Below are 25,357 nucleotides of genomic sequence, written 5' to 3' on the forward strand. Positions count from 1 at the left end.
CCCATCGGTAATTTTGATTCCAAGAGGACAATGACCAATGATCATCAGAATATGCGGGCTCGTGCTCGCCGCGTTTGCGGCGTGGGGGCTCGGCGCTGCGGCGGCGCAGGAGAACGCCGCTGACCCGGGCTTGACGTTAGGGCAGTTTCTTGAAGACGCGGCGCGCAATCACCCGCGGCTTGAAGAAGCGCGCGCAGAACTTGATGCAGCCGAGGCGCGCGGGCGGGCGAATTCGCGGCCGCTCTATAATCCGGAATTCGAAGGCGAATTCTCCGACAGTGAGGACGACGCGGATGACAGCCGTTCCATCGGCCTGTCGAAAGCGTTCGACATCACCAACAAACGCGCCACGCGGGCCAAAGGCGCGCGCAGCGCCGTGGACGCCGCAAGGTTTACGTATGAAGCGGAAAAGCGCGCGCTGTTCGCCGATCTCCTGACGGCGCTGGCGGATTACCAGGCGCGCAAGCGCCTGTCGGAACTGGCGGCGCAACGAGCTGAAGTCGCGCGTGAATTCTCTTCAATCGCCGGCAGGCGCGCTGAGGCCGGCGATCTTTCAAAGTCGGAACGCCTTGCTGCGCAATTAAGTCTTTCCCAGGCTATCGCGGAACAAACGACCGCCCGGAGCGATTTCTCCGAAGCGAGGCAGGCCTTAACAGCGCTCGTCGGCGAAGTCATGCCGGCATGGCCCGTTCTCCCCAACCCGCCGGCGGCGACGCCGCCGCTCGATATGACGCTGGTTCGCCATTTGCCGGAATTGCGCGCCGCGGAAGCGCGCGCCGACGCGCTCGCCGCTGAAATCCGGTTCGCCAAGAAAGCACGCATTCCCGATCCGACGATCGGGGCGGCCTATGGTCGGGAAGGCGACGCCGATTTCGCCGGCGTTCGGTTGTCCGTACCCATCCCGGTTTTTGCGTCCGGTCAGGCTGAAGTCGACGAAGCTCGCGCTGAACGCATCGCTGCGGAGCAATCCATCCGTAATCAGTTGCGCAACGCCGAAGCGCGGCTCGTCGAAGCTAGCGGACGCTACGCGGTCGCGGCCGGGACATGGCGCGTCTGGATGCGGGACGGATCAGACGTGCTCGGAGAACAACGCGGGGTGCTCGATCAGTTATGGCGATCGGGCGACATCACCGCCGTAGAGTATCTGGTGCAACTTGATCAAACTTATAGCGCCGAGCGTGCGGGAATTGAACTTCAAGGGTCTTTATGGCGCGCCTGGATCGATTGGCTCGATGCGTCCGGGACTCTCAATGAATGGATGGAGACTCTTTAATGCGTAATTATCGAAAACTGAATTCAAGCATCGGATTGGCGATCATTGTATTCGGAACGCTGACAATCGCCGCCTGTGGCGCATCAGACGCTGAGCAAAATGCCACGTCAGCAGCTCAAACCGAAGACGACCATGGCGAGGAAGGCGGCGGTCATATCGAGATGACGGCGGGGGAACGCGGCGAAAAAGGGATAAAATCTGTAACGCTCGGCATGAGAAAAATGTCGGGCGAGTTTATCGCACCGGGGGAGGTGACGGCGAACCGCTACAAGACTGCTCAAGTTGCGCCGCGCATCAGCGCGCAAATTATCGAACGTCATGTCGTGCGCGGTGAGGAAGTCGGAGAAGGCGCGCCGCTGGTCACCTTGTCCAGCGTCGATATGGCCGAAGCGCAAGGCGCGCTCATCATCGGCGATAAGGAATGGCGCCGGGTCCGCAATCTGGGCCGGGACGTCGTTTCCGAAAAGCGTTACGTGGAAGCGGAAGTGGCGCGCCAGCAAGCCCACGCAAAGCTTTTGTCCTTCGGCATGGCGGAACAGGAAGTCGCCGCGTTGTTGAAAACCGGCGACGCGAGCAAGGCGACGGGACGCTTTATCTTATTCGCGCCGCAGGCGGGCACCGTTGTTCGCGATGAGTTTACGCTGGGCGAATTTGTCGACCCGGGAAGGGTGCTGGTCGAAATCAGTGATGAATCGACGGTCTGGGTCGAGGCGCGATTGACGGCCGAGCAGGCCGGGCGAATTTCAATAGGTGCGCCCGCGCGCGTGAAGTCAAACGCGGATCACTGGGAAGAAGGCGAGGTCATCGGGCTCCAGCACGCACTCGATGAAACGACGCGTACATTAATGGCGCGGATCGAGATCAGCAATGACGATGACGACTTCCATGCTGGCCAATTCGTTGATGCAGTGATTGCCGCCGGCGCCAGCGACGAAGCGCTGGCGCTGCCGGAAAGCGCTGTCGTCCTGATGGACGGCGCGTCCACGGTCTTCCGCATTGAAGGCGATGAAATCGAACCCGTCAGCGTTGAAACCGGCGCCGCGAGCGGCGGCTGGATCGAAATCGCCTCCGGCGTCGCGGAAGGCGATGAAATCGTCACCGAAAAAACCTTTCTCCTCAAATCGCTCATTCAGAAAACAAAAATGGGCGAAGGCCACGGGCATTAGGAATTGATGATATGTTGAATAAACTCGTTGAATTCTCGCTCCAGTACAAATTTCTGGTGCTCATTATATTTGCCGTTGTCGGCTTCCTCGGCTGGCGCGCCGTAACGACGGTTCCCATCGACGCTTTCCCCGACGTGACGCCCGTTCAGGTCAATATCTATACGGAATCGCCGGGTCTTGCCGCCGAAGACGTCGAACAATTGCTGACGTTCCCCGTAGAGTCGGCGATGGCGGGGCTTCCCGACGTGTCGGAAATCCGTTCGGTGAGCCTCTTCGGCCTTTCCTATGTCGCTGTTTATTTCAAGGACAGCGTCGATATTTATTTTGCGCGGCGCCTTGTTATGGAGCGGCTCGCGGAAGTCCGCGACCGCATTCCCGAAGGCTACGGCTCCCCGGAAATGGGTCCCAATGCGTCGGGTCTCGGTCAGGTCTTCTGGTACACGCTCGAACGCGCTGATGAATCCCTCAAGGGCGACATCAGCGACATGGATCTTCGGACCCTTCAGGACTGGAACGTGCGGCTCATTCTGCGCACCGCCGCCGGCGTCGATGACGTTATGTCCTGGGGCGGGCAGGAGCGCCAGTTCCAGGTCCAGATCGATCCCTTGCAGCTCATCAAATACGAATTGGGGTTTTCCGATGTCGTCGAAGCGCTTGAGGCGAATAACCGGCAAGTCGGCGGGCAATATATCGATCAGGGGCCGGAGCAATATCTCGTGCGCGGCCTCGGCCTTGTGCGGGACGAAACCGATATTGGCAATATCGTCGTCAAGGTAAAGGACGGAGCCCCGGTTTATGTACGCGATGTCGCGAACGTCGAACAGGCGCCCGCCTTGCGGTTCGGCGCCGTTACCCGCGACGGGGAGGAAGTGGTTCTCGGCATGGCGCTTGCGCGTATTAACGAGAACGCCAAGAACGTCGTCGACGCGGTTAAAGAGAAAGTTAAGACTGTCGAAAGCGCGTTGCCGGACGGCGTTATGGTCAAGCCGATCTATGACCGCACCGAGCTGGTCGAAAAAGCGGTTGGCACGGCGGAGAAAGCTCTCATCGAAGGGTCGATCCTCGTCGCCATCGTGCTGTTTTTGTTTCTCGGCGAAATCCGTTCGGCGCTGGTGGTCATTACCGCATTGCCGCTCGCCATGCTCATCGCCTTCATTTTTATGGGCCAGATGGGTCTTTCCGCCAATCTTATGTCGCTTGCCGGTCTCGCCATCGGCATCGGCATGATGGTCGACGGCGCCGTCGTCATGGTCGAAAACTCGTTTCGCATCATGGCGGAACGTAAAGAGGAGGGTGGCGGCGAAGTCAACCGGACCGCCGCCGTTTTGCAGGCGGCGCGGGAAGTCGCCAATCCGATCGCCTTTGCGATCATGATTATCATCGTTGTGTTCCTTCCGCTGTTCAGCCTTGAGGGCCTCGAAGGCAAACTCTTCAAGCCCATGGCGTATAATATCACTTTCGCCATGGCGGGTTCGCTGATTCTGACTTTGACGATCATTCCGGTTTTGGCGGCGATGATCCTGAAGCCCAAGGAAGAACGCGATACGATGCTAATGCGGATCGTCAAGCGCGGTTATCTGCCCCTGATCGCCTGGTGCCTCGATAACAAGCGCAAGGTGGGCCTCGCGGCTGGCGGTCTTCTGGTCGCCAGCCTCGCGCTTTTTCCTTTTCTCGGCAAGGAGTTCATGCCGCAGTTACAGGAAGGCTCGATCATGTGGCGGGTGACGTCGATCCCTTCGACTTCGCTGGATCAGTCGATTGAGATTTCCAAAGAGATTGAAAATGCTCTTGGTGAGTTTCCCGAAGTGGAAACGACAATCGCCATGATCGGGCGCGCGGAAAAAGGCGAGACCGCAGATGTCAACTACATGGAAATCTACACGGCGTTGAAACCGCAAAGCGAGTGGCCCCGAAAGCGTTCGGTCGCTTCTCTTGCCGACGACATGCGCGAAAAGCTTGAAGAGACGGTGCCGACTTCAGTCATCGCTTTTACGCAACCAATCCAAATGCGCGTTGAAGAGTTGATCTCGGGCGTCAGAGCAACGCTCGCCGCCAAAATATATGGTCAGGATCTTGGCGAACTGGACAGGCTTAGCCAGGAAATCAAGGAAGCGATTTCCGCCGTTCCGGGCGCCGCTGATCTTTCGCTCGAAGCAAATATCGGCAAACCGCAAATCCGCATCCAGGTCGACCGCGCCGAACTCGCGCGCTACGGCATGAACGCCGACGATGTTTTGAACGTCGTGCGGACGGGGATCGGGGCGGAGCCCGTGGGCACGCTTATCGACGGCGTTCGGCGGTTCGATATCACGGCCCGGCTGCAGGACGCGTCGAAAGCGTCCATGGAATCCATCCGCAACATTCCGCTGCAGACTGCGGATGGCGCGATTATTCCGCTCGGCCGTGTCGCAAATGTCTCTTCTGCGGAGGGCTATTCCTTTGTCCGCCGCGAACAATTGCAGCGCTACGCCGTCATTCAGATGGATGTACGCGGTCGAGACGTCGATGGGTTCGTGAAAGACGCCAACAACGTCATCGCGGCGAATGTGGAATTGCCGCCCGGCTACTGGATCGAATGGGGCGGCGCTTTTGAAAACCAGCAGCGTGCGCTCGCGAAGCTGTCGCTTATCGTTCCGGCGACGATCTTTTTTATCTTCGTCCTGCTCTATACGGCGTTCAACTCGGTAAAATACGCTGCGCTGATTATCGCCAATGTGCCCTTTGCGGCGAGCGGCGGTCTGTTCGCGCTTTTCGTCACTGGGCAATATTTGTCGGTGCCGTCGGCGATCGGATTTATCGCGGTCTTCGGCGTCGCGATGCTCAACGGCATCGTGCTGGTCAGTTTCATCAACGAACAGCGTGACGCCGGCTATAACGTCCGCGACGCCGTCCGGCGCGGGACGGAATTGCGCTTGAGGCCCGTGCTGATGACGGCCAGCGTCGCCATTCTCGGCCTCGTTCCGATGCTCTTATCGACGGGGGTCGGCGCCGAGACACAACGGCCTCTGGCGTCGGTCGTGGTTGGCGGTTTGCTCACCTCGACGGCGCTGACGCTGATCCTTCTGCCGGTCATCTATGAGTGGATGGAAACGCGCAGCCGGAAATCGCAGTCGCCGCCCGCCCGAGGCGATCTCGAACTCGCTGAAACTCACGCAAAAGCAGCCGAATGAAAGGAACACATCAATGATTGAGATCAAGGCGTTTGTTCATCGCAGCCGGGCCGCGAGCGTCGTTCGCGCCCTGCGCAAGGGCGGCTTTGCCAACATGACGGCGGTGGACGTCAAAGGCATGGTCAAGGCGCTCGATGAAAAAGAGCAGCAATACTCAACGGAACTCGGTGACCGGGTGATCACCGAGGTGAAGCTAGAGCTGGTTTGCGAAGACGACCGCCTTTCCGAGGCGGCCGATCTCATCCGCAATAATGCGAAAACCGACCTTGCGGAATCCGGCTTCATTTACGTGAGCAAGATCACAGCTGCGATTCCGATTTGAGTCATCTGATTCTGGTCTCGCAATTCGGCCGGTTGATTTGATTTGCGAGCGGGCGGCGGCGCCTAGTTCCTGCGCGCAAAGTCGTCCGGCGTAACCAGAAGGAGCCGCCGGGTTCGTCCCCCTAATCCGGCGGCTCCGCCGCCAATCTCAGGCAAGGCAGCTTTGATAGAAACAGAATATACTGAGGAAAAAAATTCCTTCAATTACAGCAACACAATGTTGAGCCGTTGCACGCTATCGGTCGCCGTGACGCCAAACATCGACTTCATGGTTCTAGCGAAATGAGCAGAGTCGGCAAAGCCCGATGCATGAGCCGCGACGGTTATATTGGCGCCTTCAGCGATGGCTGCCGCTGCTGTTTTCAACCGCCTCCACAATATGTATCGACGGACTGGCACGCCGATCTCAGCTGTGAAGAGCGTCATGAAACGGTTCCGCGACAATCCCACTGCACGAGCCAGAACTGTGGCGTTGCTAAAATCGTCCGCTTCGAGGTCGAGAAGATCAAGGGCTTTGCGCACGCGTGGATCCAAAGCGTCTGGGAGGCTGAAGAGCGCCGGCCAGTCTCGTTCAAGCCAGTTGTGCGCCGAAAGTTCATACGCAATATCCTCTGGCGGCTTGCTGCGCGCCATCGCCGGCTCGTAAAACAGAATTCGGATAGTGGCTTTTGTCGCCCGCAGACGGTGAATTTCCTCTGACGGAATAAATACGCTCATGGCTCTTATCACTTCGCCGTTGGCGCGTTCGAGTTCGACCTCGCCATCTTCGGCAAAGGCGCACTGGGCTGCATAATGATGATGCAACTCGGTGTCGGCCGTTCTACCGCAAAATAGAGCGAAAGAGTTACCGATATACAGGTCTCCATCCCAACCCTGCTCGCCCATAAAACTCACTCCGCGCCGTTTCAATTATTCAAGGCCACAGACAAAGCAGTTGATATTCTTAAAACCACCAGAATGACATCATGATAGCATATCGAAGCGGCAGGAGAAGATTTGCGCCTGTACGTCTATGCCCCGGCTGATTGGCGAGAATAGTAAAGCCAAAATCAATAAATGGGGTGCACGCGTTACTTTCCTCGGTCCCCCATATTGACCCTTAAGCTCTGGCGGCGGCGGTTCCCAACCGCAGTATGTTTATTCAAGCGGGCTGGATTTAAATCCGCGATGATAAACCAGTCGGAAAATGCGAGCTCTTATGATTCTCATCAAAATACTTTACGCGCCCGCGATACTGTTTGGATTCAACGCCGCCGCCATCTGGTTTTTCAGCATGGGTGCTCCGCATTGGGTGCTCGCGCCGATGTTCATGGTTGCTCTTTGGATCTCATTTTCGCTTGAGCGCTATATTCCTTATGCTGGCGAATGGAATGAGCCTCACCGAGATCGTTTCCGCGACATTGCCCATTTTATTGTAAATGAAAGCGCCAACGTTGCGTCTGTTCTCGCATTACCGGTGATAGCAGCGGCGATACCCTGGAGGGGGATCTGGCCGCATGAATGGTCTCTTTGGCAACAAATGTTATTGGCGGTGATCGTTGCTGACTTCGGCATAACTATCGCGCACTATTACAGCCACAAATGGAGCATATTTTGGCGATTTCACGCCGTTCATCACAGCGTAAAACGGATGTATGGATTTAATGGATTGATGAAACACCCTCTGCATCAAGCAGTTGAGATGCTGGCGGGCACGACGCCTCTTGTCCTCTCAGGCATGCCACAGGATGTTGCTTTTCTGCTCGCCTTTGCGATAGCGATTCAACTTCTTTTGCAGCATTCGAATGTCGATATGCGGATCGGCCCATTGAGGTTTCTTTTTGCCCTTGCGCCAGTTCACCGGTTTCACCACTTAAAGGACGCGGAAGAAGGTGACGTAAATTTCGGACTATTTACGACGGTCTGGGACCGCTTTCTTGGAACGGCGGTTTATGATCGTGACAGGAAATTCACGTCTGACGATCTCGGCATTGGAAAGCAGCCGAATTACCCTACTGGATATTTGGCGCAGTTGTTCAAACCATTCCTGCGCCAGTAATCGTCACTTCTTTTTTAGCGTAGGCCCGATTGTCGGAATTCATCGCGGTCGGGAGCGTAACGACTGATTTGGCCTATATCGCACCGGGAGTTGCGGGTCGGCGGAAAATTGCCGAGTCTATTGCCGGCATGTTCGCACCTTGCAGTAAGCCGACGAACGTGAAATACGGCCCATCGCAGCCTCATCAGGCCACTGGCGGTGTGCTGCTTTAACTGCCGAATCCAATTGAATTTCATTAAATGGCAACGTTGTCCTCACAGCCTAGTCCCGGCAACGGTGAAATTGAGGTGAGGCGAGAAACTAATTGGGCGGCCTCTTGAACCTCCAGTTGCTGTAGCATTTATAATGCATCGTGATGAGATGACTTTAATCAAGATTTTGGCAAGCGAAGGGAATTTGAGCATGAATCTGTTGTTGGTGCGAAATAGTCACCCTGAATTTCTAACCATCGTCATCCAAGGCGCCTGAAATGAGTGACGATGATTGCTGCGCCGTTGATAGAGAATTGATTCGATCACCTGGTTATCGGCGCGCGTTGTGGATTGTCGTCGGGCTGAACGTTGGGTACGGGCTCGTGGAAATTGTCGGCGGCTTTTTGGCGAATTCCCAAGCCTTGAAAGCTGACGCGCTCGATTTTCTGGGCGACGGTTCGATAACCTTTCTGGGATTGTTGGCGATCGGCTGGTCGATCGCGTGGCGTGCTCGTTCCGCGCTCATGCAGGGGCTTTTTCTCGGGCTGCTCGGCGCGTGGGTGCTTGGCAGTACATTGATAAGACTCTTCAACGACTCGCCTGTCGAAGCCGGCTTGATGGGCGTCTTCGCGTTCGTCGCATTGATCGTCAATGTCGCGGCGGTCATACCGCTGCTGCCTTATCGGGATGGTGACGCGAATATGCGTGCTGTGTGGCTGTTCTCGCGGAATGACGCTATCGGAAATGTTGCTGTCCTTATCGCAGCAGGGCTGGTTGCGCTATCCGGTTCGTCTTTTCCCGACCTGATAGTTGCATTGCTGATTGCGGGTCTATTTCTTCATTCGGCGTGGAACATTGTTGTTCGCGCCCGAAAAGATTTGCGCGCTGCGAATGCAGCCGAACAGGCGCCATAGGGCGCAAGGGACCGGTCTGAATGAACATCGCATCGAGCAGTCGTTCCGACTCGACACTCACAAGTTCGTCCCGACCTTTAGCTGTAGTGTTCGGACTGGCGTCGACGATTGTCGTCGTCGTGTTTGACATCATCATCAAGCAATACATTACGACACTATTGCTTAACACCCGCGGCCCGATCGAAGTCACGCAATTTTTTAATCTGGTGCTTGGTTTTAACCGCGGCGTGAGCTTTGGTCTGTTGAGCTCGGAAAGCGCATGGGCGCCATGGGCGTTATCCGCCGTTGCCGTTTTAATCGCAGCGTGGCTCGCATTCCGCCTGCTTAAAACAGTTCGGATCGTTGAGGCGACAGGCCTTGGCTTGATTATAGGCGGCGCGATTGCGAACGCTGTTGACCGCCTCGCCGATGGAGCGGTTACAGACTATCTCGATTTTCATGTGGGCGATCTTCATTGGCCTGCATTCAATCTTGCGGACGCTGCGATCGTTTGCGGCGTTGCTATTTTTGCGTTTTTCATGATGTTAGCAAGGAATAAACCATCTCTGCCTTGATGGCGACCGTCGCTTGCTGCAGTCAAGATCAGGTATGGCTCGCGCCAGTTGGCGACAATTTTATGTCTGCAGAATGGATTTCAATTCGTCGCTTTGCGCGCGATTCTTGTCCGGATTATCCGCGATCAGTTTTATCAAATTCAGAATTTTCCATTTTATCGCCGGCAGATCTGCGGCCTGCGGCAAACCGATAAGCGTGAAGCCTGGCTCACCCGACTGAAGTCCGATCAGGAAATCGGCGGCGGCCCCGTTGAGGCGCGCCTGGATATCGGTGATAAGTCGCCTGCGCGCCGAAGTGAGGTCGCGGAGGTCGACCGGTTTGGCGGTCATGCCGGCAAACTCGCGAGTGAATTCCTCAGCGATGTCTTTTTTCATTCGGCGCGAGCATTTCACGCGTGAGTCCGCAGCAGCTACTGGTTCGATTTCATGGGGCGTCCGCAAACCACCGCACCTGATGCCCTCCGTGTCAGCCGCGGCGGCTGAAATCACCTGTAAGTCTGAACGCGCAATCTCATTTGGTCGCCGCGAAGAAGATTCTGCTCGCGAGCACCGGTAGACCTGTGATGTCGGCCAATACGGCGCCGGTCAGAAACATCGTCGCCGGACCGATGCCAACCCACAACAGTCCGGCCAATACGCTGGCTGTCTACAACGTCCGCCAGTAACCAGATTAAACATGCCAAACGCCGAGCCGCGTAGACCGTCCAGCGTGTGTTCGGCTACGGATTTGGTGTAAAAAAAATTGCCGGAGCCGGGCGCTTGTGAGGGCGATGAAGGCGCGCGGGACAAAGCACGGAACTGAAACCATCCCCAATTTCGAGCCGCTATCGGTCGAATCTGGAAGCGCGCTGGGAGGAGGCGGCGGATGATCGCAGCGAAACCGTCGGGGGAGGAGCAGCCAGATAAAAGTGACCACAATTGGTGTGATCAGGCGGCTTGTCGCGATGATCGCCTGGTCGCCGCTTGACGCGCGCCGGGACGCCGCTCGTGCGATCGGAATCGAGATTGCGAATGTTGCGCTCGGCGTTTCGGCTCCTGTGCTGCTGAAACTCGCGGTGGACGCGCTGACGAACCAATCAGCGCCGTTCGCCCTGGTGATGTTTTTCGTCTTGGGATTCGTGATCGCCTGGACCGGAACGAACGCGACGATGGCGTTAAAGCACATCTTCACGATACGGATCATCGACAAAATAGCGCGCCGCATCGTGCTCGACGCCGCGCGCGCGCAGCTCCCCGTCCTTGCCCGAAAGCACGAGGGCGACAGCGCGCGTCTCCAGGGTGTCATGGAACGGCTCCCGTTCAGTCTACAGATTGTTATCGACGGTCTCCTTTGGCGAGCAGCGCCGCTCATTGCGCAAACGCTCATCAGCCTCGTAATCGTCGGCGTACTTGTCCCGCCGCGCTATATGGCAATGTTGGCATTTGCGCTCGCCGCCTATCTCGTCGCGACTCGGCACGGCGCGAGCGGGTTTCAAGAGGCCGCGCGCGGCGCCAATGATGCGGTCGCCGCGCAGGCGCAAACACTCGGCGACATTCTCAGAAATGCGCGCCGCGTCGTCTTCAATGGAAATCTCATTGCGGAGCTCGATACGATCGGCGTGCGCATTAGCGATCGGCGAAACGCCAACGAGCGCGTGTCGCGGCTCATCGCGGCGACAGCGACGCTCCAATCCGCCGTCCTCGCCGCGGGCTTGAGCGTGTTGCTCAATTTCAGCGCCGCCGACGTTTCCGCCGGACGGCTAACCGTTGGCGATTTCGTCCTCCTCCAGGCCTACGCATTCAGGCTCGCGCTGCCGCTCGGCGGTTTTGGCTACGTCATCCGTCAGGCAGGGGTTTCCATTGCGAATATCGGCGAGGCGCTTGAAGTCGGCGGTGAGACCTGCACCGAGCCGCAACGCCTCCTACCCGCTCCAATCGGCCCGGCGGCAATTTCTCTCTATGACGTCGGATTTCGCTACGGGGAGGAATGGGTGCTGCGTGGGGCGTGCGCGGATATCGCATCCGGCGCGTTTGTCGTGCTGGTCGGCCCGAATGGCTCAGGCAAATCGACGCTTGCGCAAATTATCGCCGGACTAATTGAGCCCGATGAAGGCGCTGTCCATATAAACGGCCGGCCGCTTTGCGACGTCATGTCCGACGAACGCCACCGGCTTGTGCTTTATACGCCGCAAAGTATCGGCCTCTTAAACCGAACGTTGCGCGAGAACGCGCTCTATCCGCCGACCCTCGCGAGCGAATCCGAACTGGCCTCCATCCTCACTGACTGGGGCTTTTACGAATCCGGCCGTTCGATCGATCTAGACCTCGCGGTCGGCGAGCAGGGCGCGCGTCTTTCTGGCGGCCAGTTGCAGAAGCTCGAACTTGCGCGGCTCGCAGGCGTCAGAGCGCCCGTCGTTATTCTTGACGAGACGACCTCTGCGCTCGATTTTGAAAGTGAGATGCGCGCAATTCGCATGCTGAGGGAGCGCTATCAGGGGCGCACGACGCTCATATTGATAACGCATCGCGTCGCCATGGCGCGGGAGGCTGATTTGGTGCTGTTTCTCGAACGAGGCCGCCTATTTGCCGAGCAACATGCGAGACTTGTGCGCGAATGTGATGATTATGAACGTTTTTCAAATCGTTGAATGACGAGGCTGCGTTACCTTAGTCATCAAGCAAGTCGCCTGCATCACACTTCAGTCGGTCACAGATGAGCTGAAGCGTATCGATTGTGACGTTTTGTTCGCCAAGTTCGATCCGGTTCACGGATGCTTGGTCTATTCCGAGTTTTCGGGCAAACTGCTTTTGAGTCAGTTTGCCTCGACGTGCGCGAATATTGAGCGCAAGATTTTTCCGAAAGTTTGGCACGCCCATCGCGTGCCATGGCGCACAATGCACATGTGCATAAAATGCACTTGCGCATTACGAAATTCAGCGGACCGTGAATTCTGTATGTCAGGCTTCATTAGTTCAGGGTGATCGGCGGTAGATTGGCCTTCGGCGGAGGACCGAACCGTGTGCAGCTCGTTTGCAGGGCGGCAGCGGCATGCACCATTTCAAATGCGAGTGCCGCTCTCTAACGTGCAAGGAGTTTATCGTTCAGCCTGCGGACGCGGTTCGGACAGCCTATTTGTCTCCAGGAGCATCCAAAAGGTCACTCGCACAACAACGTAGGCGGTCGCACAGCGCCTGCAAGGTATCGATAGTTACGTTCTGCCGCTCTGTTTCGATCCTGTTAACCGAAGATTGATGCAACCCGATACGGCGAGCGAACGCAGCTTGCGTTTTCTTCCCGCGCCTCGCGCGAAGATTTCTAGCCAAATTCTCTCTCAGGTTCGCCACGTCCGAGGAGTGCCATTGACCGCTATGCACATATGCATAAAATGCACATGTGCATTTCATGCGGCCTTGGAGCTGGGCAAATGGCAGAGCGATGAGTCGGCGACAGGATCAAAGTAGGGACGATGGCCCCCCAAACAATCGGCACAAGGCGCCGGCGACGAGGCCGGGCAAGCCCATTCGGCCCCGCATAAGACGGGCTCCGGAAGATACGGCCAAACTGATCGAAGCAGGACTCGGTACAACCCTCAAGCAATTGCGGTTGTCTCAAGGGCTGAACCAGACCGAGCTCGGCCGTCGGCTCGGCGTGAGTCTTCAGCAGATTCAGAAATACGAAAGCGGTAGGGACCGCATGGCGGCTTCGACCGCCTATCGCGCCGCCGAAATTTTGGGCGTCGAAGTCGGCGCGCTTTACGCGGGGCTGCGCGACAGACCGGGGCGTGCTCGCGAGTCGGCGAACACAAAGAGGAACCCGATCCTCGTTGTGCCGCTGACCGTCAGTCCCCGAGCGGCGCCGGCGCGCGAGGGTGAACTGATCGACCTGATCAGGAGCTATCAGGCGATCGCGAACGGGCCCGATCGCGCGTTCGTCCGCAAACTACTCAAACGGCTGTCGGCGCCGTCCGCGCGAACAAAGGCGGCCGCGCGATGACGAACGCGCACGAAAGGGGGCGATCCGATGGCGCCTGACGACGGCTTCTCCCCGGCGGCGCCCGCCGCGCTCGATCTTGAAGACGCCTATCGCGCCTATCATGGGCCGCTGGTGTCGTTCCTGAGCAACCGGCTGCCTGAACGGGCTATTGCGGCGGACATCGCCCATACGGTCTTTGCGTCGCTCGCGGCGAGACCCGCGATTTATTCAGTGCGCGACGTTCGCCAGTATCTATTTCGTGCCGCGCGCAATCAGCTTGCGGATTACTATCGCCGGGAAGAAGCACGGATCGCCGGCGCAGCGCGTTACGCGGCCGATCCGGGCGCGGCGAGCGGCGAGGAGGCCCCTTCGCCGGAAGCCGAAGCGATTCGGCGGGACAAGCTGAACCGGCTTCGCGCAATTATCGAAGCCATGCCGCAGAAACGCCGGAAGGTATTCGTTCTGGCGCGATTTCATGAATTGACCGAGACCGAGATCGCGGCCCGGCTCGGCATGAAGCCCGAAGCCGTTCGCCAGCATGTTTCAAGGGCGATGCGCGATTGCCAGGCGGAGATGGCGCGGATATTTGAAGATCGGGCGAATGACAGACCCGCGGAGACACTCAATGGGCGAGCCGCGACGAGGCGTTGACGGCGCCGTGATCGACGAAGCGACGAAATGGTTTGCGCTGTTGCGGAGCGACGCCGCGACCGATGAGGACCGCCGCGCATTCGAGGCATGGCGCGACGCCGACCCGCGTCACGCCGAGGCTTACGAAGGAACCCTTTCGATCTGGGATGATGTCGGCGAGCTCGGCGACCTAAAGGATCTCGTGGCGGCGCCGGAGATCGCGCGCGGACGCCCGCAATCGCGCCGAGCGTTCGTTTACGGAGCGCTGGCGGCGGCGGTCGGGTTCGCCGTCATTCTTCCCGCGATCATCTACGCGCAACCTGCCTGGCTCCTTCCTAATGTCCATGCGACGCCTACTGCCCAAACTGCGCAGATTGCGCTTCCGGACGGAAGCGTCGCTGACCTCGCGCCGAAGAGCAAAGTCAGGGTCGCATACTCAGACGGCGAGCGGCGGATTTATCTGCAAAGCGGCGAGGCGTTTTTCGACGTGCGCAAAGGAGACGCGCGCGCTTTCATCGTTGCGTCCGGCGAGACCGAAGTCCGCGTGACCGGCACGAAGTTCAACGTCCGCCAGGGACCGGCGGGCGTCACCGTTTCTGTCGCGGAAGGCGAAGTGGAGGTGCGGCGGCGTGCGCCGCGCAGCGGCGCAGAAGCATTGAGCGCTGCACAAGAACGTCTTTCCGCCGGCGAACAGGTCGCGGCGCCCGTGAGCGGCGATGGTCTGACGGATGTCGTCGAGGCGCCGCCCGCGACCATCGGTTCATGGCGAGTTGGCCGCCTTGCGTATAAAGGCGCGCCCTTGCGCGAATTCATCGCCGACGCCAACCGGTATTCGCGCATTCCGATCGTCGCCGACGAGAACCTCCTTGAATTGCCGCTCGTGGCGTCGCTTCGCACGGATCAGATCGATGCGACCATCGACGGCCTCCCCGATATTCTCCCGCTGGAAGTCGACCGGTCGCGGCGGGACCGTATTGTCTTAAGGTCCGCCGCCGAAGGCGCGCCCTGATCGCCGGTCCGATCATCCGGTTTTGGTCGGCGGGCGCCGCTCCTCCAAAAAACCTTTCCTGAACCCTGTCACGTTTTCGTCGCAGCGAACGACAGCGGGGCTGGAAACGACTTGTCGCGCCCGGGCGGTACAGCTCGCGCGCGACAAGTCGAATATCGGGAGGGGAAACGAATGAAAAAGAATATGCGAAATGCAATTGCCGCATCCGTATCGGCGATGGCGCTGATTTGCGCTGCTGAAGCCGCCAGCAGCGATGTTGGATTTGAAAGAGCTGACGACAGCGTCGCGCTCGAATGGAACATTCCGGCGCAGCCTTTGACGGACGCGCTCATCGCATGGTCCGAACAATCGAATTTCGTCGTTCTGATTGAGGACGATTTGACGGCCGGCATTCGTAGCCGCGAATTGATCGGCGCTTTCACCAGTTTCGAAGCGTTGGAACGCCTGCTCGCCGCCAGCGGCCTTACCTATAAAATCCGGGACGAACAGACATTGATCGTCTCGCCGCGGCTACAAACGGCATCCATGACAGTCCCTGCGGACGTGAATAATGCCGCTGGCATGCGCGATTCTCAAAGGGCCGAGATTGGCCGCGAGCGCGATGATCCCGAACGAAGCGGTCGGCGTCCCGACAGCGAAGGTTCATCAGTCGATCGCGATCAGATCGTCGTCACCGGCACGCGCATTCGCGGTGCGTCGCCCGCTGCGCCAATCCAGACCATAACGCGTCAGGAGATCGAACGGTCCGGACAGTCGCAGACAGGAGAATTGCTACGCACGCTCCCGCAGACATTCAGGGGCGGCATCAATCCCACCGTTCAGCCGACGACGGTCAATACGAATTCCGGGCTAGGCGGCGATTCAACCGTCAATTTGCGCGGCATGGGTCCGGACGCAACGCTCATTCTCGTCAACGGACGCCGGCTGGCGCCGATCGGCGGCGGCGAGACTACGGACGTCTCGGCGATCCCGCTCGCAGCGCTCGATCGCGTCGACGTTCTGCTCGACGGTTCGTCGGCGCTCTATGGCGCCGACGCGGTCGCCGGGGTCGTCAATTTCATCGTCGCCGACGATTATGACGGCGCGGAGCTTCGCGCCCGCGCCGGCGGCGCAACGCAAGGCGGCGGCTTCGAGCAGACCTACAGCGCGGCCGCGGGCGAGCGCTGGGAAGGCGGCTCGTTTCTCGTCGGCGCCGATTATCTGAAACAGAATCCGATCTTCGCGGGCGAACGGGATTTTTCCGATACAGCCGGCCCCTTGAATTCCCTATTGCCGGCGAACCGCCAATGGTCGGGCTTCATGTCCGGCAACCAGGAACTCTCGAGCTTCGCTGAGCTCGACATAATAGGCCTTTATACAAACCGCCGTGCAAGTCGCACCACCGAATACGGCGCCGGCGGATTCGCAGACTCGAAAACCGTCGACACGGAATCCTTTCTCATCGCGCCGCGCGCGACGGTTGAGCTGCCTGCGGGCTGGACCGCGCAGATCGAAGGTTCAGCGGCGCATAGCACGCGCGACATCGAGACCACCGACAATTTCGGCGGCGATTTCGACGCTGATTCGACGAACGCCGCCTGGACCATCGGCGCAACGGCGGAAGGGAAAGTCGTTCGCCTTCCCTCTGGCGATCTTCGCGCGGCGGTCGGCGGCGGCTATCGGGAGGAGGCGCTTGACGCCGATCTCGGCGGAACATTGCGCAATGGAACGCGGAATATCGCGTACTTCTTCGGCGAGGCGTCGGCGCCGCTTGTATCCCCGTCCGACGACCGGCTAGGGCTTGCCCGGCTCGAACTCAATGTCGCCGTCCGCGTCGAGGATCATAGCGGGTTCGGCGTGGCGACGACGCCAAAGGCGGGCGTCCGCTATGCGCCCATTTCCGATCTCGTTTTCCGGGGCACTTGGGGCAAGTCGTTTCGGGCGCCGCGTTTCGACCACTTGCTCGCAGACAATGTTGTGACGTTATGGAACGCGCCAAATCTCGGCTCCGCTGATCCTGGCCTCGCAATCCTCAACTTCAGCGGCAATCCCGATCTTGAGCCGGAACGTGCGACCTCGTGGACCGCAGGGGTTGACTGGACGCCGCAATTCGTTCCGGGGTTCGACTTGTCGGTCACCTATTTCAACATCGACTTTCGGGACCGGATCGTCAGCCCGATCGTCAATCTCGGATCGGCGCTGTCCGATCCGGCGCATGAACCCTTCGTCGACCGCAACCCGTCAGCTCCGGAACAATCCGCGATTATCGATGGCGCCGATCAGTTCTTCAACATCTCAGGACTTCCCTATGACCCCGATGCGGTGCTCGCAATCGTCAACTCGGGCTTCGTGAACGCCAGTTCGCAGCACGTGCGCGGAACGGATGTTTCGTTTCGTTTTGCGCCCGGCGCAGTCGCGTTCTTCGGCGATTTCAGCTGGCTGAAGATCGATACGCAGACCATTCCGACGCTGCCGGTTTCGCGGCAGTCCGGATTTATCTTTCAGCCCGCGGAGTTTCGCGGACGGGGCGGCGCCAGCTGGGAGATCGACGACAGCTTCACGGCGACGGCGATCGTCAATCACGTCGCAGGATCAAAAGACAATGTTGCGATGCCGGCGGCCGAAGTGTCGTCATGGACGACGCTCGATCTGACGCTCCAATACCGGCTCGATTCTCTTTCGAATGCGCTCGAAGGGTTTGAGGCGTCCCTTTCTGTCACCAACGCCTTTGACAACGACCCGCCTTTCGCCGCGGGCGGCGGCGTCGCCTTTCCAGGAATGTTTTTCGACAGCGCGAACGCATCCCCTGTCGGGCGTTTCATCGCCGCGACCCTTCGATACTCACTCTGAGCGGGGCTGATTGTGTTGCGTTCAAAGTTCAGAACATGCGGCGCGGTCGCCGCGGCTTTTCTCTCTTCGGCCTTCCTTGCGTCAGCTCCCGCGGCCGACGCTGAAGCCGAGACGCTTAGAATGCTCGTCGAAATCACCGATTTCACGGGGCTGTCGACTTCACCAGATGGCGACTATGCAGCCTACCGCGCCGAGCGCGCATCGGTTGAGGAAAACGCCTATTATTCCGAATGGTTTGTCTTCCGTCTTGACGGCGATGAGGCTCCGCGACGCATTGCAGACGGCGGCGCGCCCATATTCACGGGCGGCTGGGCGATGGGCGAAGCGCCGCGTTGGTCGCCGGATTCGAAATGGTTCTATTTCCGCGCGCTTCAGGACGGCGAGGTGCAGATCTGGCGCGCGTCGATGACAGGCACGGCCGAGCGCGTCACGGACGATGCTGCGGACATCGAATCCTTCGAACTCCTCGCCGGCGACAAACTCGCCTATGAAGTCGGCGCCTCGCGTGCGCAGATCGAACAGGCCGAGCTTGACGAATACTATTCGGGAATCCTGATCAACGGAAGCGTCCCCATCGGGCAGGCACTCTTCCGGTCCGGATTGCATAACGGCCGCCGCGTCACCCAGCGCTATCTCGGCGAGTGGATGCAGGTGACGACGCTGCTCGGAGATCGTCCGACACAGGTCAAGATAATGGAGCTCGAAAGCGGCCGCGTGCGTTCGGCGAGCCAGCAAGAAGAAAAAGCCTTTCGCCGAATCGCCGGCGGCCCGTCGCTGGACGGCGCGCCCGGGCGATCAGAACGCACGCATATCACCGCCGACGGAAGAGCCGCCTATGCGATCAAGGAAGAAGGCAAACGTCTTTTGCGCGCGCGCATCGGCGAAAGAGAATTCGTCTGCGCGGCGCCTCAATGTTCGCGGTCCATCGCCTGGCTGTCCTGGCGCGGCGCGGCCCGAGAGGTCGTGTTTGCGACAAGAGACCGCGAACGCGGCGACGCCATGAGCATCTTTGCGTGGGATGTCGAAAATGATGGAGTTCGTCTGGTGCGCGAGGCGCAGGGGCTCCTGCACAGTGGCCGCGTGATCGGCCTCGGCGCCGGCTGCGCCGTCAACGCGCATTACGCCCTTTGCATCGCGGCGGACGCGAACACGCCGCCTCAGATCGAGCGCATCGACCTCGACAGCGGCGAGTCCCGGGTCATCGCTGCGCCGAATCGCGCGCTCGCGCGCAACCTCGACGCCCACGCCGAATTGCTGAGCTGGCGCGACGGGGAGGGGCGCGTCTTCACCGGCTACTTCTATCCCGCGGCGCGAGACAGCCAAGGCGAAACGGCCTCACCGCTGTTTCTGACCTATTACAACTGTCAGGGATTTATTCGGGGCGGGTTCGGCGACGAGTGGCCGCTTGTCTCTCTCGCGTCCGCAGGCATCGCTAGTCTCTGCATCAATATGTATCCGATGGACGGCGCCGCGGTTTCCGCGATTGAAGAATACGAAATTGCGCTCGCGGGGATCAACAGCGCTATCGATCTCGTCGAAAGTAGAGGCGTCGATCGCGAAAGGATTGGCATGGGCGGTTTCAGTTTCGGCGCGTCTGTCGCCATGTGGACGGCCTATCACAGCGATCTCATCGCCGCCGCGTCCCTGGCGACGCCGACCATGACCGCGAGCTATTATTGGCAGCGGGCCCTCAAGGGGGATGCGTTCAAAGAGAATCTGAAACGGGTCTGGGGGCTTGGCGCGCCCGACGAGACGCCCGAGCAATGGCGGCGCATCTCCCCGAGCCGCAATTTAACGCGCCTGCGCTTCCCGCTGTTGATGCAACTGGCCGAGCAGGAATATTTGGTGGCGCCGGAATATTTTGTCCCTCTTATGGAATCCGGCGCGCCTGTTGAGGTCCACGTCTTTCCCGATGCGCCCCATTACAAAATTCAGCCGCGCCGCCGTCTCGCCATCTATCAGCGCAATCTGGACTGGTTCCGGTTCTGGCTTCTCGGCGAGGAAGCAGCGGACGCCCGCGCCGCGCAGTTCGAGCGCTGGCGGAAACTGAAAGAGGGGGCGCAGTCGAGCGGCATTCGCAGCGAAGGCGATGCGAATGGTCAAACGTCAAAGGATTGATTGAATCCATCCTTCGACGGCGGCGAGCGTCACGAGCTGAGCGAAATTCGCATCGCGCGACAGACCGGCTTCGCGCATTCGGTTCGCTACGGCATCCCGGTCCACAATGCCCTCACGCGCAAGCCGGCCCTCCAATAGCAACATTTCAATCTCAGATTTGTTCGCGCGATAGATGGCCGCGATCAGCCCGATCAGGTCTCCCTTGGTCCGCCGCGAAAGCGTTTCGGGTGGCAGCAAATCTTCGAATGCATCGCGCGCCACGGCCCGATTGCGGCCGCCCTTCACCCACATCCATGTGGGAATCGTTAGACAAGTCTCGATGACGGGCAGCGAGAGCAAGGGATAACACAGCGCGGCTGGCATGCGCCGGTCGCCGCCGTCGCTGATGGCGACGGCGCTCGCGATCGACGCCGTCTGTTCGAGCTTGCCCGGGAGCGCTTCATGCGGCGGGTCGAACCACGGATGGGCTGGCGGCGCGATAGATGCAGCGTCGCGCGTCAGAAATGCGTCGTTGCAGGGCCACAATTTCGGTCTCGCCCAATACGCCTTTCGAACCGCATAACGCGAAGCGCGCCAGACGCTGGCGCGGTGCAGTCGTGCGACGTCCCTCGCGGCTGCGAAGAACCGAAATCCTGGACCGTACGCGCGCAATGCGTCCGCTGCGGGCGCGGCGGTCGTCAGGTAGCAGAACACATTGTCCCCCCCGCCGCCCGAAAAGAGCCGGTTTGCGCCCGTATCGTTGATGACGCCAGAAAGAGCGGCGTCGATCACCGCTCGCCAGGGCGCGCCGCTTGGGATCGGCGTCCGGGGCAGTCCTTGTGGTACAGGGGGCGAGTCGCTCGCGTCGAGATGGAGCTCGCGCAATGGAACGCCCAAATGCTTTGCCACAAGTCGCGCATGGCGCCGTTCGTCGCCGGAAGCATCTTTTGTCGCGAATGTGACGCACGAATACGCGGCGCGCTTTTGGCTGAGACATGCAGCGATGATCGAGGAATCGAGGCCGCCGGAAAGCTGGAGCAAAACCGGCTGCGACTGCGCCGCCCATGCGCCGACGCATTCGAGGGTGACGTTGCGAAGTTCTCGTACGGCGTTTGCATAATCGCTTATTCGACGCGCCTTGCCGGCATGCGACCATGGACTCCACGCGCTTTCCAGGGAAGGCGGCTGGCCGAGGGTCAAACGCAGCCGCGCGCCCGGAAGCAGCCGGTCGACGCCAGCGAGACATGTCCGCCTCGCAGGAAGATGAGGAAAAGCGAGATAGTGCGCAACCCCGGTCCAGTCGATCGCCGGCATGTCGAGACCGGCTTCTATGGCGATCTCAAGATCGGAAAAGACCCAAGTCGAATCATGGCGCCGCGCTGTGAAACAGGGAGCCATGCCGGAAGGATCGCGCGTAATGTCGACCGTTCTTGCCTCTTCATCCACGCGAAACTCGACGAAGCCGCCCCACGGGCCTGCTTCGGCGCAGCCACTATTATGGAAAACTTTCAGCGAGCCCCGTCCGGACGTCCCGGGGCGCCATGGCGGGAACGCGGCGCCGATCATAACGCCCAAGCCGTCGTCCGTTGGGGCTGATGCGGCGTCTTGATGCGCCAGGACGCAAAGCCGCCCATGCTGCAACACGACGCGGAACCCAAGGCGTCGCTTAGCCTCGGTCATCGCCGCGAATCCGGCAGCCGGGGGAACGCGATCTGAAACGATCGCAAGAAACCGGTTATGGGTCATGCCGTGAGGATCGGCGTGAACGACGCCGCGTAGTCGACCGCTTCGTTCAGCAACGCTTCGCGCGTTTGAACCCAACAATGGGCGCCATAGGGCGCCATGCGAACGCCGATCACCAGATCGGCCACAACGCCTTGGTTGTAGAGATAATCGAGCAACGCCAAAGAATCGGGCAGGCAGTTTGGCGGCGCCGGAAACAGGCAGCGCGCCGCCTGAAATTCCGCAGCCCGCGCTTCGATGAATGAATGGCGCGCGTCGCCTGTATGGCGTTTCCTTGCGCGAAGCTCGTTGATGATTCGCGCAAAGCCGTCGCGCCGCAATCGTCTTCGGCTGCGGACCAGACAGATCGCGGTTTTCACTGTTACGGCGAACCCCGCTCGGCGATCGGCGAACTTTCCTTCAATAACGCTTCGGCCGGGTGAGACGATCCGGGGCGGCGAAGGGACAATAGGCCGTCCGCCTTCCGGTTCGAGAATGCCGGCGCTCAAGAGACGGTCAATGGACTCGCGAGACAGATCGCGGCCCGCAACAAGTTCCTTGAATGCTGCTTCCAGCGACCCTTGAATCGTGAAGTAGCGATCGCGAGTGACGTCTAGAAAAACCGGTCTTTCGTTGACAAAGCAGAATGCGAGACCGGCGCGAAGAGGATGAGCCATGATTTCACACCGACCTATTCGGAATTCCGGGCGCCCGCGCGCTGCGCCCGGTACGCGAACACTCAGTCGGCGGAAAGCTCGTCCGCCGGCGGACGCGACTGGAAGTCCTCGACCGACACGAGATGAGGAATGCCTTTCGTTTCCTCGCTCGCGACGCCGAGATCGATGATGTCGTCGTCATGCGTTTCGATTTTTTTCACGACTTTGCTCCTATCGGTTGCGCCATGGAAATCATGGCGAGGAGGAGTCTAGGAGCGAGGCGCTGCTATCCCTAAGCAATTCTCGGATAATCGTCGGAATATTGTGTTGGTGATTCAGGGCTCTGGCGCGCGCCCTGATAATTCTCAGAGAATATTCTCCGTACAGGCATTATAACGCGCTCGCGCCAGTCGCCTGAACGGCTGCACGAACAGGGCAAGAATCGCGGTGCCGCATTTGCGCATGAATCTTCGGCGCGAGGCGGATGCGGCGACGATGATAGGCTCCGATGAGGCGGTCGAGTTCTGTAAAGTCGGCCGCCTCATAAGCGCGTAAAATTCTCCGCAACTCGGCGCCCAGGTTAACTATCACGTCGCTTTCACGTACTCGAGCTGGCCTCAGCCGGAGGCTGATGTCGGCCAAAGCGGCGCAGAGCATCGCATTGCCGCAGAGACGCATGATGTCTCGAAACGCCTCCTCGGCGCGTCGTTCAATGGTTTCGTCAGCGTATGCATGATCGACGGCGGCGGGCTTTGGGGGCGGTCGCGCGTTTGCGCCCCTCGCGATGGCGAGCCCGAGAAGTGCGCCGCTGGAATCATAAAGGTCGCGCAGATCTTGTTCGGAAAGAATCGGCGCGAAAAAGCCTTCATTGGAGTGAGATACGAGAAGTCCTGCGCCGACAAGCCGGTTAAGCGCATTGCGCACCGGGGTCGGACTGACTCCGTCGACTGCGGCGATCTCATTCACGTCGATTCGCGCGCCGGGGGAGAATCCGCCAGCAAGCACGCGGTTCATCAGCGTCCGGTACATGCTTTCCGTTATGGAGATTCGCCCCGCCATATTCTTTGCAATCTCCCGCCCGCGCGTTCAGTCGCCGCAAAGTTCGACAACAGCGGTAATTTTCGGATGCGCGATAGCGCACTCGCAGAAAGAGCTCTGCGTGCGCAGTTCTTATGCGTGCTTTCATAATAGAGTTAACCAGAAGTATGTAATTGTGCTTCCAGAATCTACCGGCGATTGTTACGCTTTCCGGTTAATACGCGCCGCCGAATTACATAGCGTTGATTTCAGAGCCGTCTCATTTGCCCTCGTCGATTCACCTAGCGTCGGTTCGGAACGCATCGAAAGGAGAAGGCCATAGATGTCCCGATTCGACGCCGTCCAGGCGTTTGTAGACGAAGCTCGAACCTTGCACCGGCCGTCGGAACTGCGCGGACTCTTGGATGCGATTACGAAAGAAATGGGCTTCGACTATTTCGCGCTGATTCACCATGTCGATCTCAGCGGCTATTCCGAGGCTTTGACGCATATGGAAGAGGGCGAACTTGTCGCGCTCGGCACATACCCGGAAAGCTGGATCGAACGATATATCGCAGACAACATCGTTGCAAACGATCCGGTGCTGCTTGCGAGCCATCGCACCAATGTGGGCTTTTGCTGGTCAGATATCCCCACGCTCATTCCCGTGACCGAAGCGCATCGCGAAATCCGTGAGCGGACCGTCATGGCCGGTATCGATGACGGGTTCACGGTTCCCGCCCATGTGCCCGGCGAAGCGAACGGAAGCTGCAATTTCGCGGTGGCGACAGCGCGCGCATTGCCCTATGACAATCTCAAAATGGCGCAGCTTGTTGGCGGATTTGCGTTTCAGGCGGCGCGCGCCATGGTGTTCAACGCGTTTCCGCAGGTAAAACGGGCCATCAAAGGACCACTGACCCAGCGTCAGCTCGAATGCGTGCTCTACGCCGCGAAAGGCAAGTCTGATTGGGAAATCGGACAGATTCTCGGCATTTCCCAAGGCACGGTGAAACGGCATATCGAGGACGCGCGCGCTCATTACGAGGTCGGCAGCCGCATGCAAGTCGTTATGCGCGTGCTCTTCGAAGGCCAGATCGGACTCGTCGACGCGCTTCGCTAAGTCGGTCAATGTGCCGATCGGCACAATGACTTGAAAGCGAGTTCGGGGAACCCTCCACGCAGCAAAACGTGGAGGGCTCATGCTTCGCCTCATCGACCGGCGCAATCTCGAAGAATTTCCAGACCTCGTGCGATCGATGCATCGCGACCGCAAGCGTCTCTTCGTCGATATTTTCCGTTGGGAACTCTCGCATAAGAATGGCGAGGAGCGCGACGCCTTCGACGACGATGACGCTTCATATCTCGTCCTTTCGGACGATGCGGACCGGCACATCGCATCTATTCGATTCCTGCGCACGGACCGGCCGCATCTCCTCGACTCTGTGTTCCCCGAACTCTGCGACGCCGCCATTCCGCGAGGGACCGGCGTGCGCGAAATCACGCGCCTCTGTCTGCCGCTGCGAAAGAGGGACCGGATCGCAGCGCGAAACATCCTGGCGCGCGGCATCATCGACTATGCGGCAATTTCGGGCGTCATAAGCTACACCGCTGTCTGCCATATGGCCTTCCTGTCGGAGCTGCTTTCTGCGGGCTGGCGCTGTACGCCGCTCGGTCTGCCGCAACCGGCCGGCGGCGCGCCCGCCGGCGCCGTTGAGATCCACATGGACGACGACACGGCCGGCCTCCTCGCGGCGAACTGGCGGTGTCCGCCAACGGCGCCGCGCCTTTCTCAACATCGATCGGAACTTGCCGCCTGAA

The 25,357-nt window shown here is 59.4% G+C and carries 22 protein-coding genes and 1 pseudogene; 15 read left to right on the forward strand and 8 right to left on the reverse strand.

What is annotated here, in order from left to right; translation table 11 throughout:
• The first annotated feature begins 37 nt into the window (after positions 1–37).
• From ACQY5P_RS20050 to ACQY5P_RS20065, 4 genes are read left to right on the forward strand one after another with little or no spacing between them, the layout of a single operon-like run.
• Positions 38–1,273 carry a TolC family protein gene (locus ACQY5P_RS20050; protein ID WP_428408648.1) on the forward strand — a complete coding sequence of 412 codons (1,236 nt, stop codon included), beginning with the start codon at positions 38–40 and terminating at the stop codon, positions 1,271–1,273.
• Complete coding sequence (locus tag ACQY5P_RS20055; RefSeq protein ID WP_428408649.1) at positions 1,273–2,439, forward strand: efflux RND transporter periplasmic adaptor subunit; 1,167 nt, start codon at positions 1,273–1,275, stop codon at positions 2,437–2,439. Before ACQY5P_RS20050 ends, ACQY5P_RS20055 begins: the two co-directional genes overlap by 1 nt.
• An 11-nt stretch (positions 2,440–2,450) precedes the next feature.
• Positions 2,451–5,609, forward strand: a complete 3,159-nt coding sequence (locus tag ACQY5P_RS20060) for an efflux RND transporter permease subunit (RefSeq protein ID WP_428408650.1) — start codon at positions 2,451–2,453, stop codon at positions 5,607–5,609.
• Positions 5,610–5,622: 13 nt separating this feature from the next.
• On the forward strand, positions 5,623–5,931 hold the full coding sequence (locus tag ACQY5P_RS20065; protein ID WP_428408651.1) for a P-II family nitrogen regulator: 309 nt from the start codon (positions 5,623–5,625) through the stop codon (positions 5,929–5,931).
• A 203-nt stretch (positions 5,932–6,134) separates the two neighbouring features.
• On the opposite strand, the gene ACQY5P_RS20070 is transcribed toward ACQY5P_RS20065, so the two are convergent.
• Positions 6,135–6,815, reverse strand: a complete 681-nt coding sequence (locus tag ACQY5P_RS20070; RefSeq protein ID WP_428408652.1) for a helix-turn-helix domain-containing protein — start codon at positions 6,813–6,815, stop codon at positions 6,135–6,137.
• 313 nt (positions 6,816–7,128) lie between these two features.
• On the opposite strand from ACQY5P_RS20070, the gene ACQY5P_RS20075 reads away from it, so the two are divergent.
• The 3 genes and pseudogenes from ACQY5P_RS20075 (at position 7,129) to lspA (ending at position 9,627) form a co-directional block, all read left to right on the forward strand.
• Positions 7,129–7,968 (forward strand): sterol desaturase family protein, encoded by an 840-nt coding sequence (locus tag ACQY5P_RS20075; RefSeq protein ID WP_428408653.1) that lies wholly within the window; start codon positions 7,129–7,131, stop codon positions 7,966–7,968.
• 511 nt (positions 7,969–8,479) lie between these two features.
• Positions 8,480–9,073: pseudogene (locus tag ACQY5P_RS20080) on the forward strand (cation transporter); the annotation flags it as partial.
• Between the two features lie 20 nt (positions 9,074–9,093).
• Complete coding sequence (gene lspA / locus ACQY5P_RS20085) at positions 9,094–9,627, forward strand: signal peptidase II (RefSeq protein ID WP_428408654.1); 534 nt, start codon at positions 9,094–9,096, stop codon at positions 9,625–9,627.
• A gap of 60 nt (positions 9,628–9,687) precedes the next feature.
• Here the strand turns inward: lspA and ACQY5P_RS20090 are convergent, their stop codons facing one another.
• Complete coding sequence (locus ACQY5P_RS20090) at positions 9,688–10,002, reverse strand: hypothetical protein (RefSeq protein WP_428408655.1); 315 nt, start codon at positions 10,000–10,002, stop codon at positions 9,688–9,690.
• Between the two features lie 533 nt (positions 10,003–10,535).
• Between ACQY5P_RS20090 and ACQY5P_RS20095 the strand changes: the two genes are divergently transcribed.
• Positions 10,536–12,254, forward strand: a complete 1,719-nt coding sequence (locus ACQY5P_RS20095) for an ATP-binding cassette domain-containing protein (RefSeq protein ID WP_428408656.1) — start codon at positions 10,536–10,538, stop codon at positions 12,252–12,254.
• 19 nt (positions 12,255–12,273) lie between these two features.
• Here the strand turns inward: ACQY5P_RS20095 and ACQY5P_RS20100 are convergent, their stop codons facing one another.
• Together ACQY5P_RS20100 and ACQY5P_RS20105 are read right to left on the reverse strand one after the other, a co-directional pair.
• A complete protein-coding gene (locus tag ACQY5P_RS20100; protein WP_428408657.1) occupies positions 12,274–12,483 on the reverse strand; it encodes a helix-turn-helix domain-containing protein in 210 nt (69 codons plus the stop codon).
• 252 nt (positions 12,484–12,735) lie between these two features.
• Positions 12,736–13,011: a helix-turn-helix domain-containing protein gene (locus ACQY5P_RS20105; protein WP_428408658.1), complete on the reverse strand. Its 276-nt coding sequence runs from the start codon at positions 13,009–13,011 to the stop codon at positions 12,736–12,738.
• 31 nt (positions 13,012–13,042) lie between these two features.
• Between ACQY5P_RS20105 and ACQY5P_RS20110 the strand changes: the two genes are divergently transcribed.
• From ACQY5P_RS20110 to ACQY5P_RS20130, 5 genes are all read left to right on the forward strand, one after another.
• On the forward strand, positions 13,043–13,600 hold the full coding sequence (locus ACQY5P_RS20110; protein WP_428408659.1) for a helix-turn-helix domain-containing protein: 558 nt from the start codon (positions 13,043–13,045) through the stop codon (positions 13,598–13,600).
• Positions 13,601–13,627: 27 nt separating this feature from the next.
• Positions 13,628–14,230: an RNA polymerase sigma factor gene (locus ACQY5P_RS20115; protein WP_428408660.1), complete on the forward strand. Its 603-nt coding sequence runs from the start codon at positions 13,628–13,630 to the stop codon at positions 14,228–14,230.
• Positions 14,205–15,218: a FecR family protein gene (locus tag ACQY5P_RS20120; protein ID WP_428408661.1), complete on the forward strand. Its 1,014-nt coding sequence runs from the start codon at positions 14,205–14,207 to the stop codon at positions 15,216–15,218. Before ACQY5P_RS20115 ends, ACQY5P_RS20120 begins: the two co-directional genes overlap by 26 nt.
• Positions 15,219–15,389: 171 nt before the next feature.
• Positions 15,390–18,047, forward strand: a complete 2,658-nt coding sequence (locus ACQY5P_RS20125; RefSeq protein ID WP_428408662.1) for a TonB-dependent receptor domain-containing protein — start codon at positions 15,390–15,392, stop codon at positions 18,045–18,047.
• 120 nt (positions 18,048–18,167) lie between these two features.
• On the forward strand, positions 18,168–20,165 hold the full coding sequence (locus tag ACQY5P_RS20130) for an Atxe2 family lasso peptide isopeptidase (protein ID WP_428408663.1): 1,998 nt from the start codon (positions 18,168–18,170) through the stop codon (positions 20,163–20,165).
• Here the strand turns inward: ACQY5P_RS20130 and ACQY5P_RS20135 are convergent.
• From ACQY5P_RS20135 to ACQY5P_RS20150, 4 genes are all read right to left on the reverse strand, one after another.
• Complete coding sequence (locus ACQY5P_RS20135) at positions 20,154–21,824, reverse strand: asparagine synthase-related protein (RefSeq protein WP_428408664.1); 1,671 nt, start codon at positions 21,822–21,824, stop codon at positions 20,154–20,156. The two genes, ACQY5P_RS20130 and ACQY5P_RS20135, sit on opposite strands and share 12 nt — an antisense overlap.
• 62 nt (positions 21,825–21,886) lie before the next feature.
• Positions 21,887–22,543 carry a lasso peptide biosynthesis B2 protein gene (locus ACQY5P_RS20140; protein ID WP_428408665.1) on the reverse strand — a complete coding sequence of 219 codons (657 nt, stop codon included), beginning with the start codon at positions 22,541–22,543 and terminating at the stop codon, positions 21,887–21,889.
• Between the two features lie 62 nt (positions 22,544–22,605).
• Complete coding sequence (locus tag ACQY5P_RS20145; RefSeq protein WP_379879312.1) at positions 22,606–22,743, reverse strand: benenodin family lasso peptide; 138 nt, start codon at positions 22,741–22,743, stop codon at positions 22,606–22,608.
• Between the two features lie 169 nt (positions 22,744–22,912).
• Positions 22,913–23,581 (reverse strand): GntR family transcriptional regulator, encoded by a 669-nt coding sequence (locus ACQY5P_RS20150; RefSeq protein WP_428408666.1) that lies wholly within the window; start codon positions 23,579–23,581, stop codon positions 22,913–22,915.
• A 301-nt stretch (positions 23,582–23,882) separates the two neighbouring features.
• Between ACQY5P_RS20150 and ACQY5P_RS20155 the strand changes: the two genes are divergently transcribed.
• Together ACQY5P_RS20155 and ACQY5P_RS20160 are read left to right on the forward strand one after the other, a co-directional pair.
• On the forward strand, positions 23,883–24,659 hold the full coding sequence (locus tag ACQY5P_RS20155) for a helix-turn-helix transcriptional regulator (RefSeq protein ID WP_428408667.1): 777 nt from the start codon (positions 23,883–23,885) through the stop codon (positions 24,657–24,659).
• A 79-nt stretch (positions 24,660–24,738) separates the two neighbouring features.
• Complete coding sequence (locus ACQY5P_RS20160; protein WP_428408668.1) at positions 24,739–25,356, forward strand: acyl-homoserine-lactone synthase; 618 nt, start codon at positions 24,739–24,741, stop codon at positions 25,354–25,356.
• The last annotated feature ends 1 nt before the right edge of the window (position 25,357 follow it).

Source organism: Hyphococcus sp. (assembly GCF_965267305.1).
Taxonomy (GTDB): domain Bacteria; phylum Pseudomonadota; class Alphaproteobacteria; order Caulobacterales; family Parvularculaceae; genus Hyphococcus.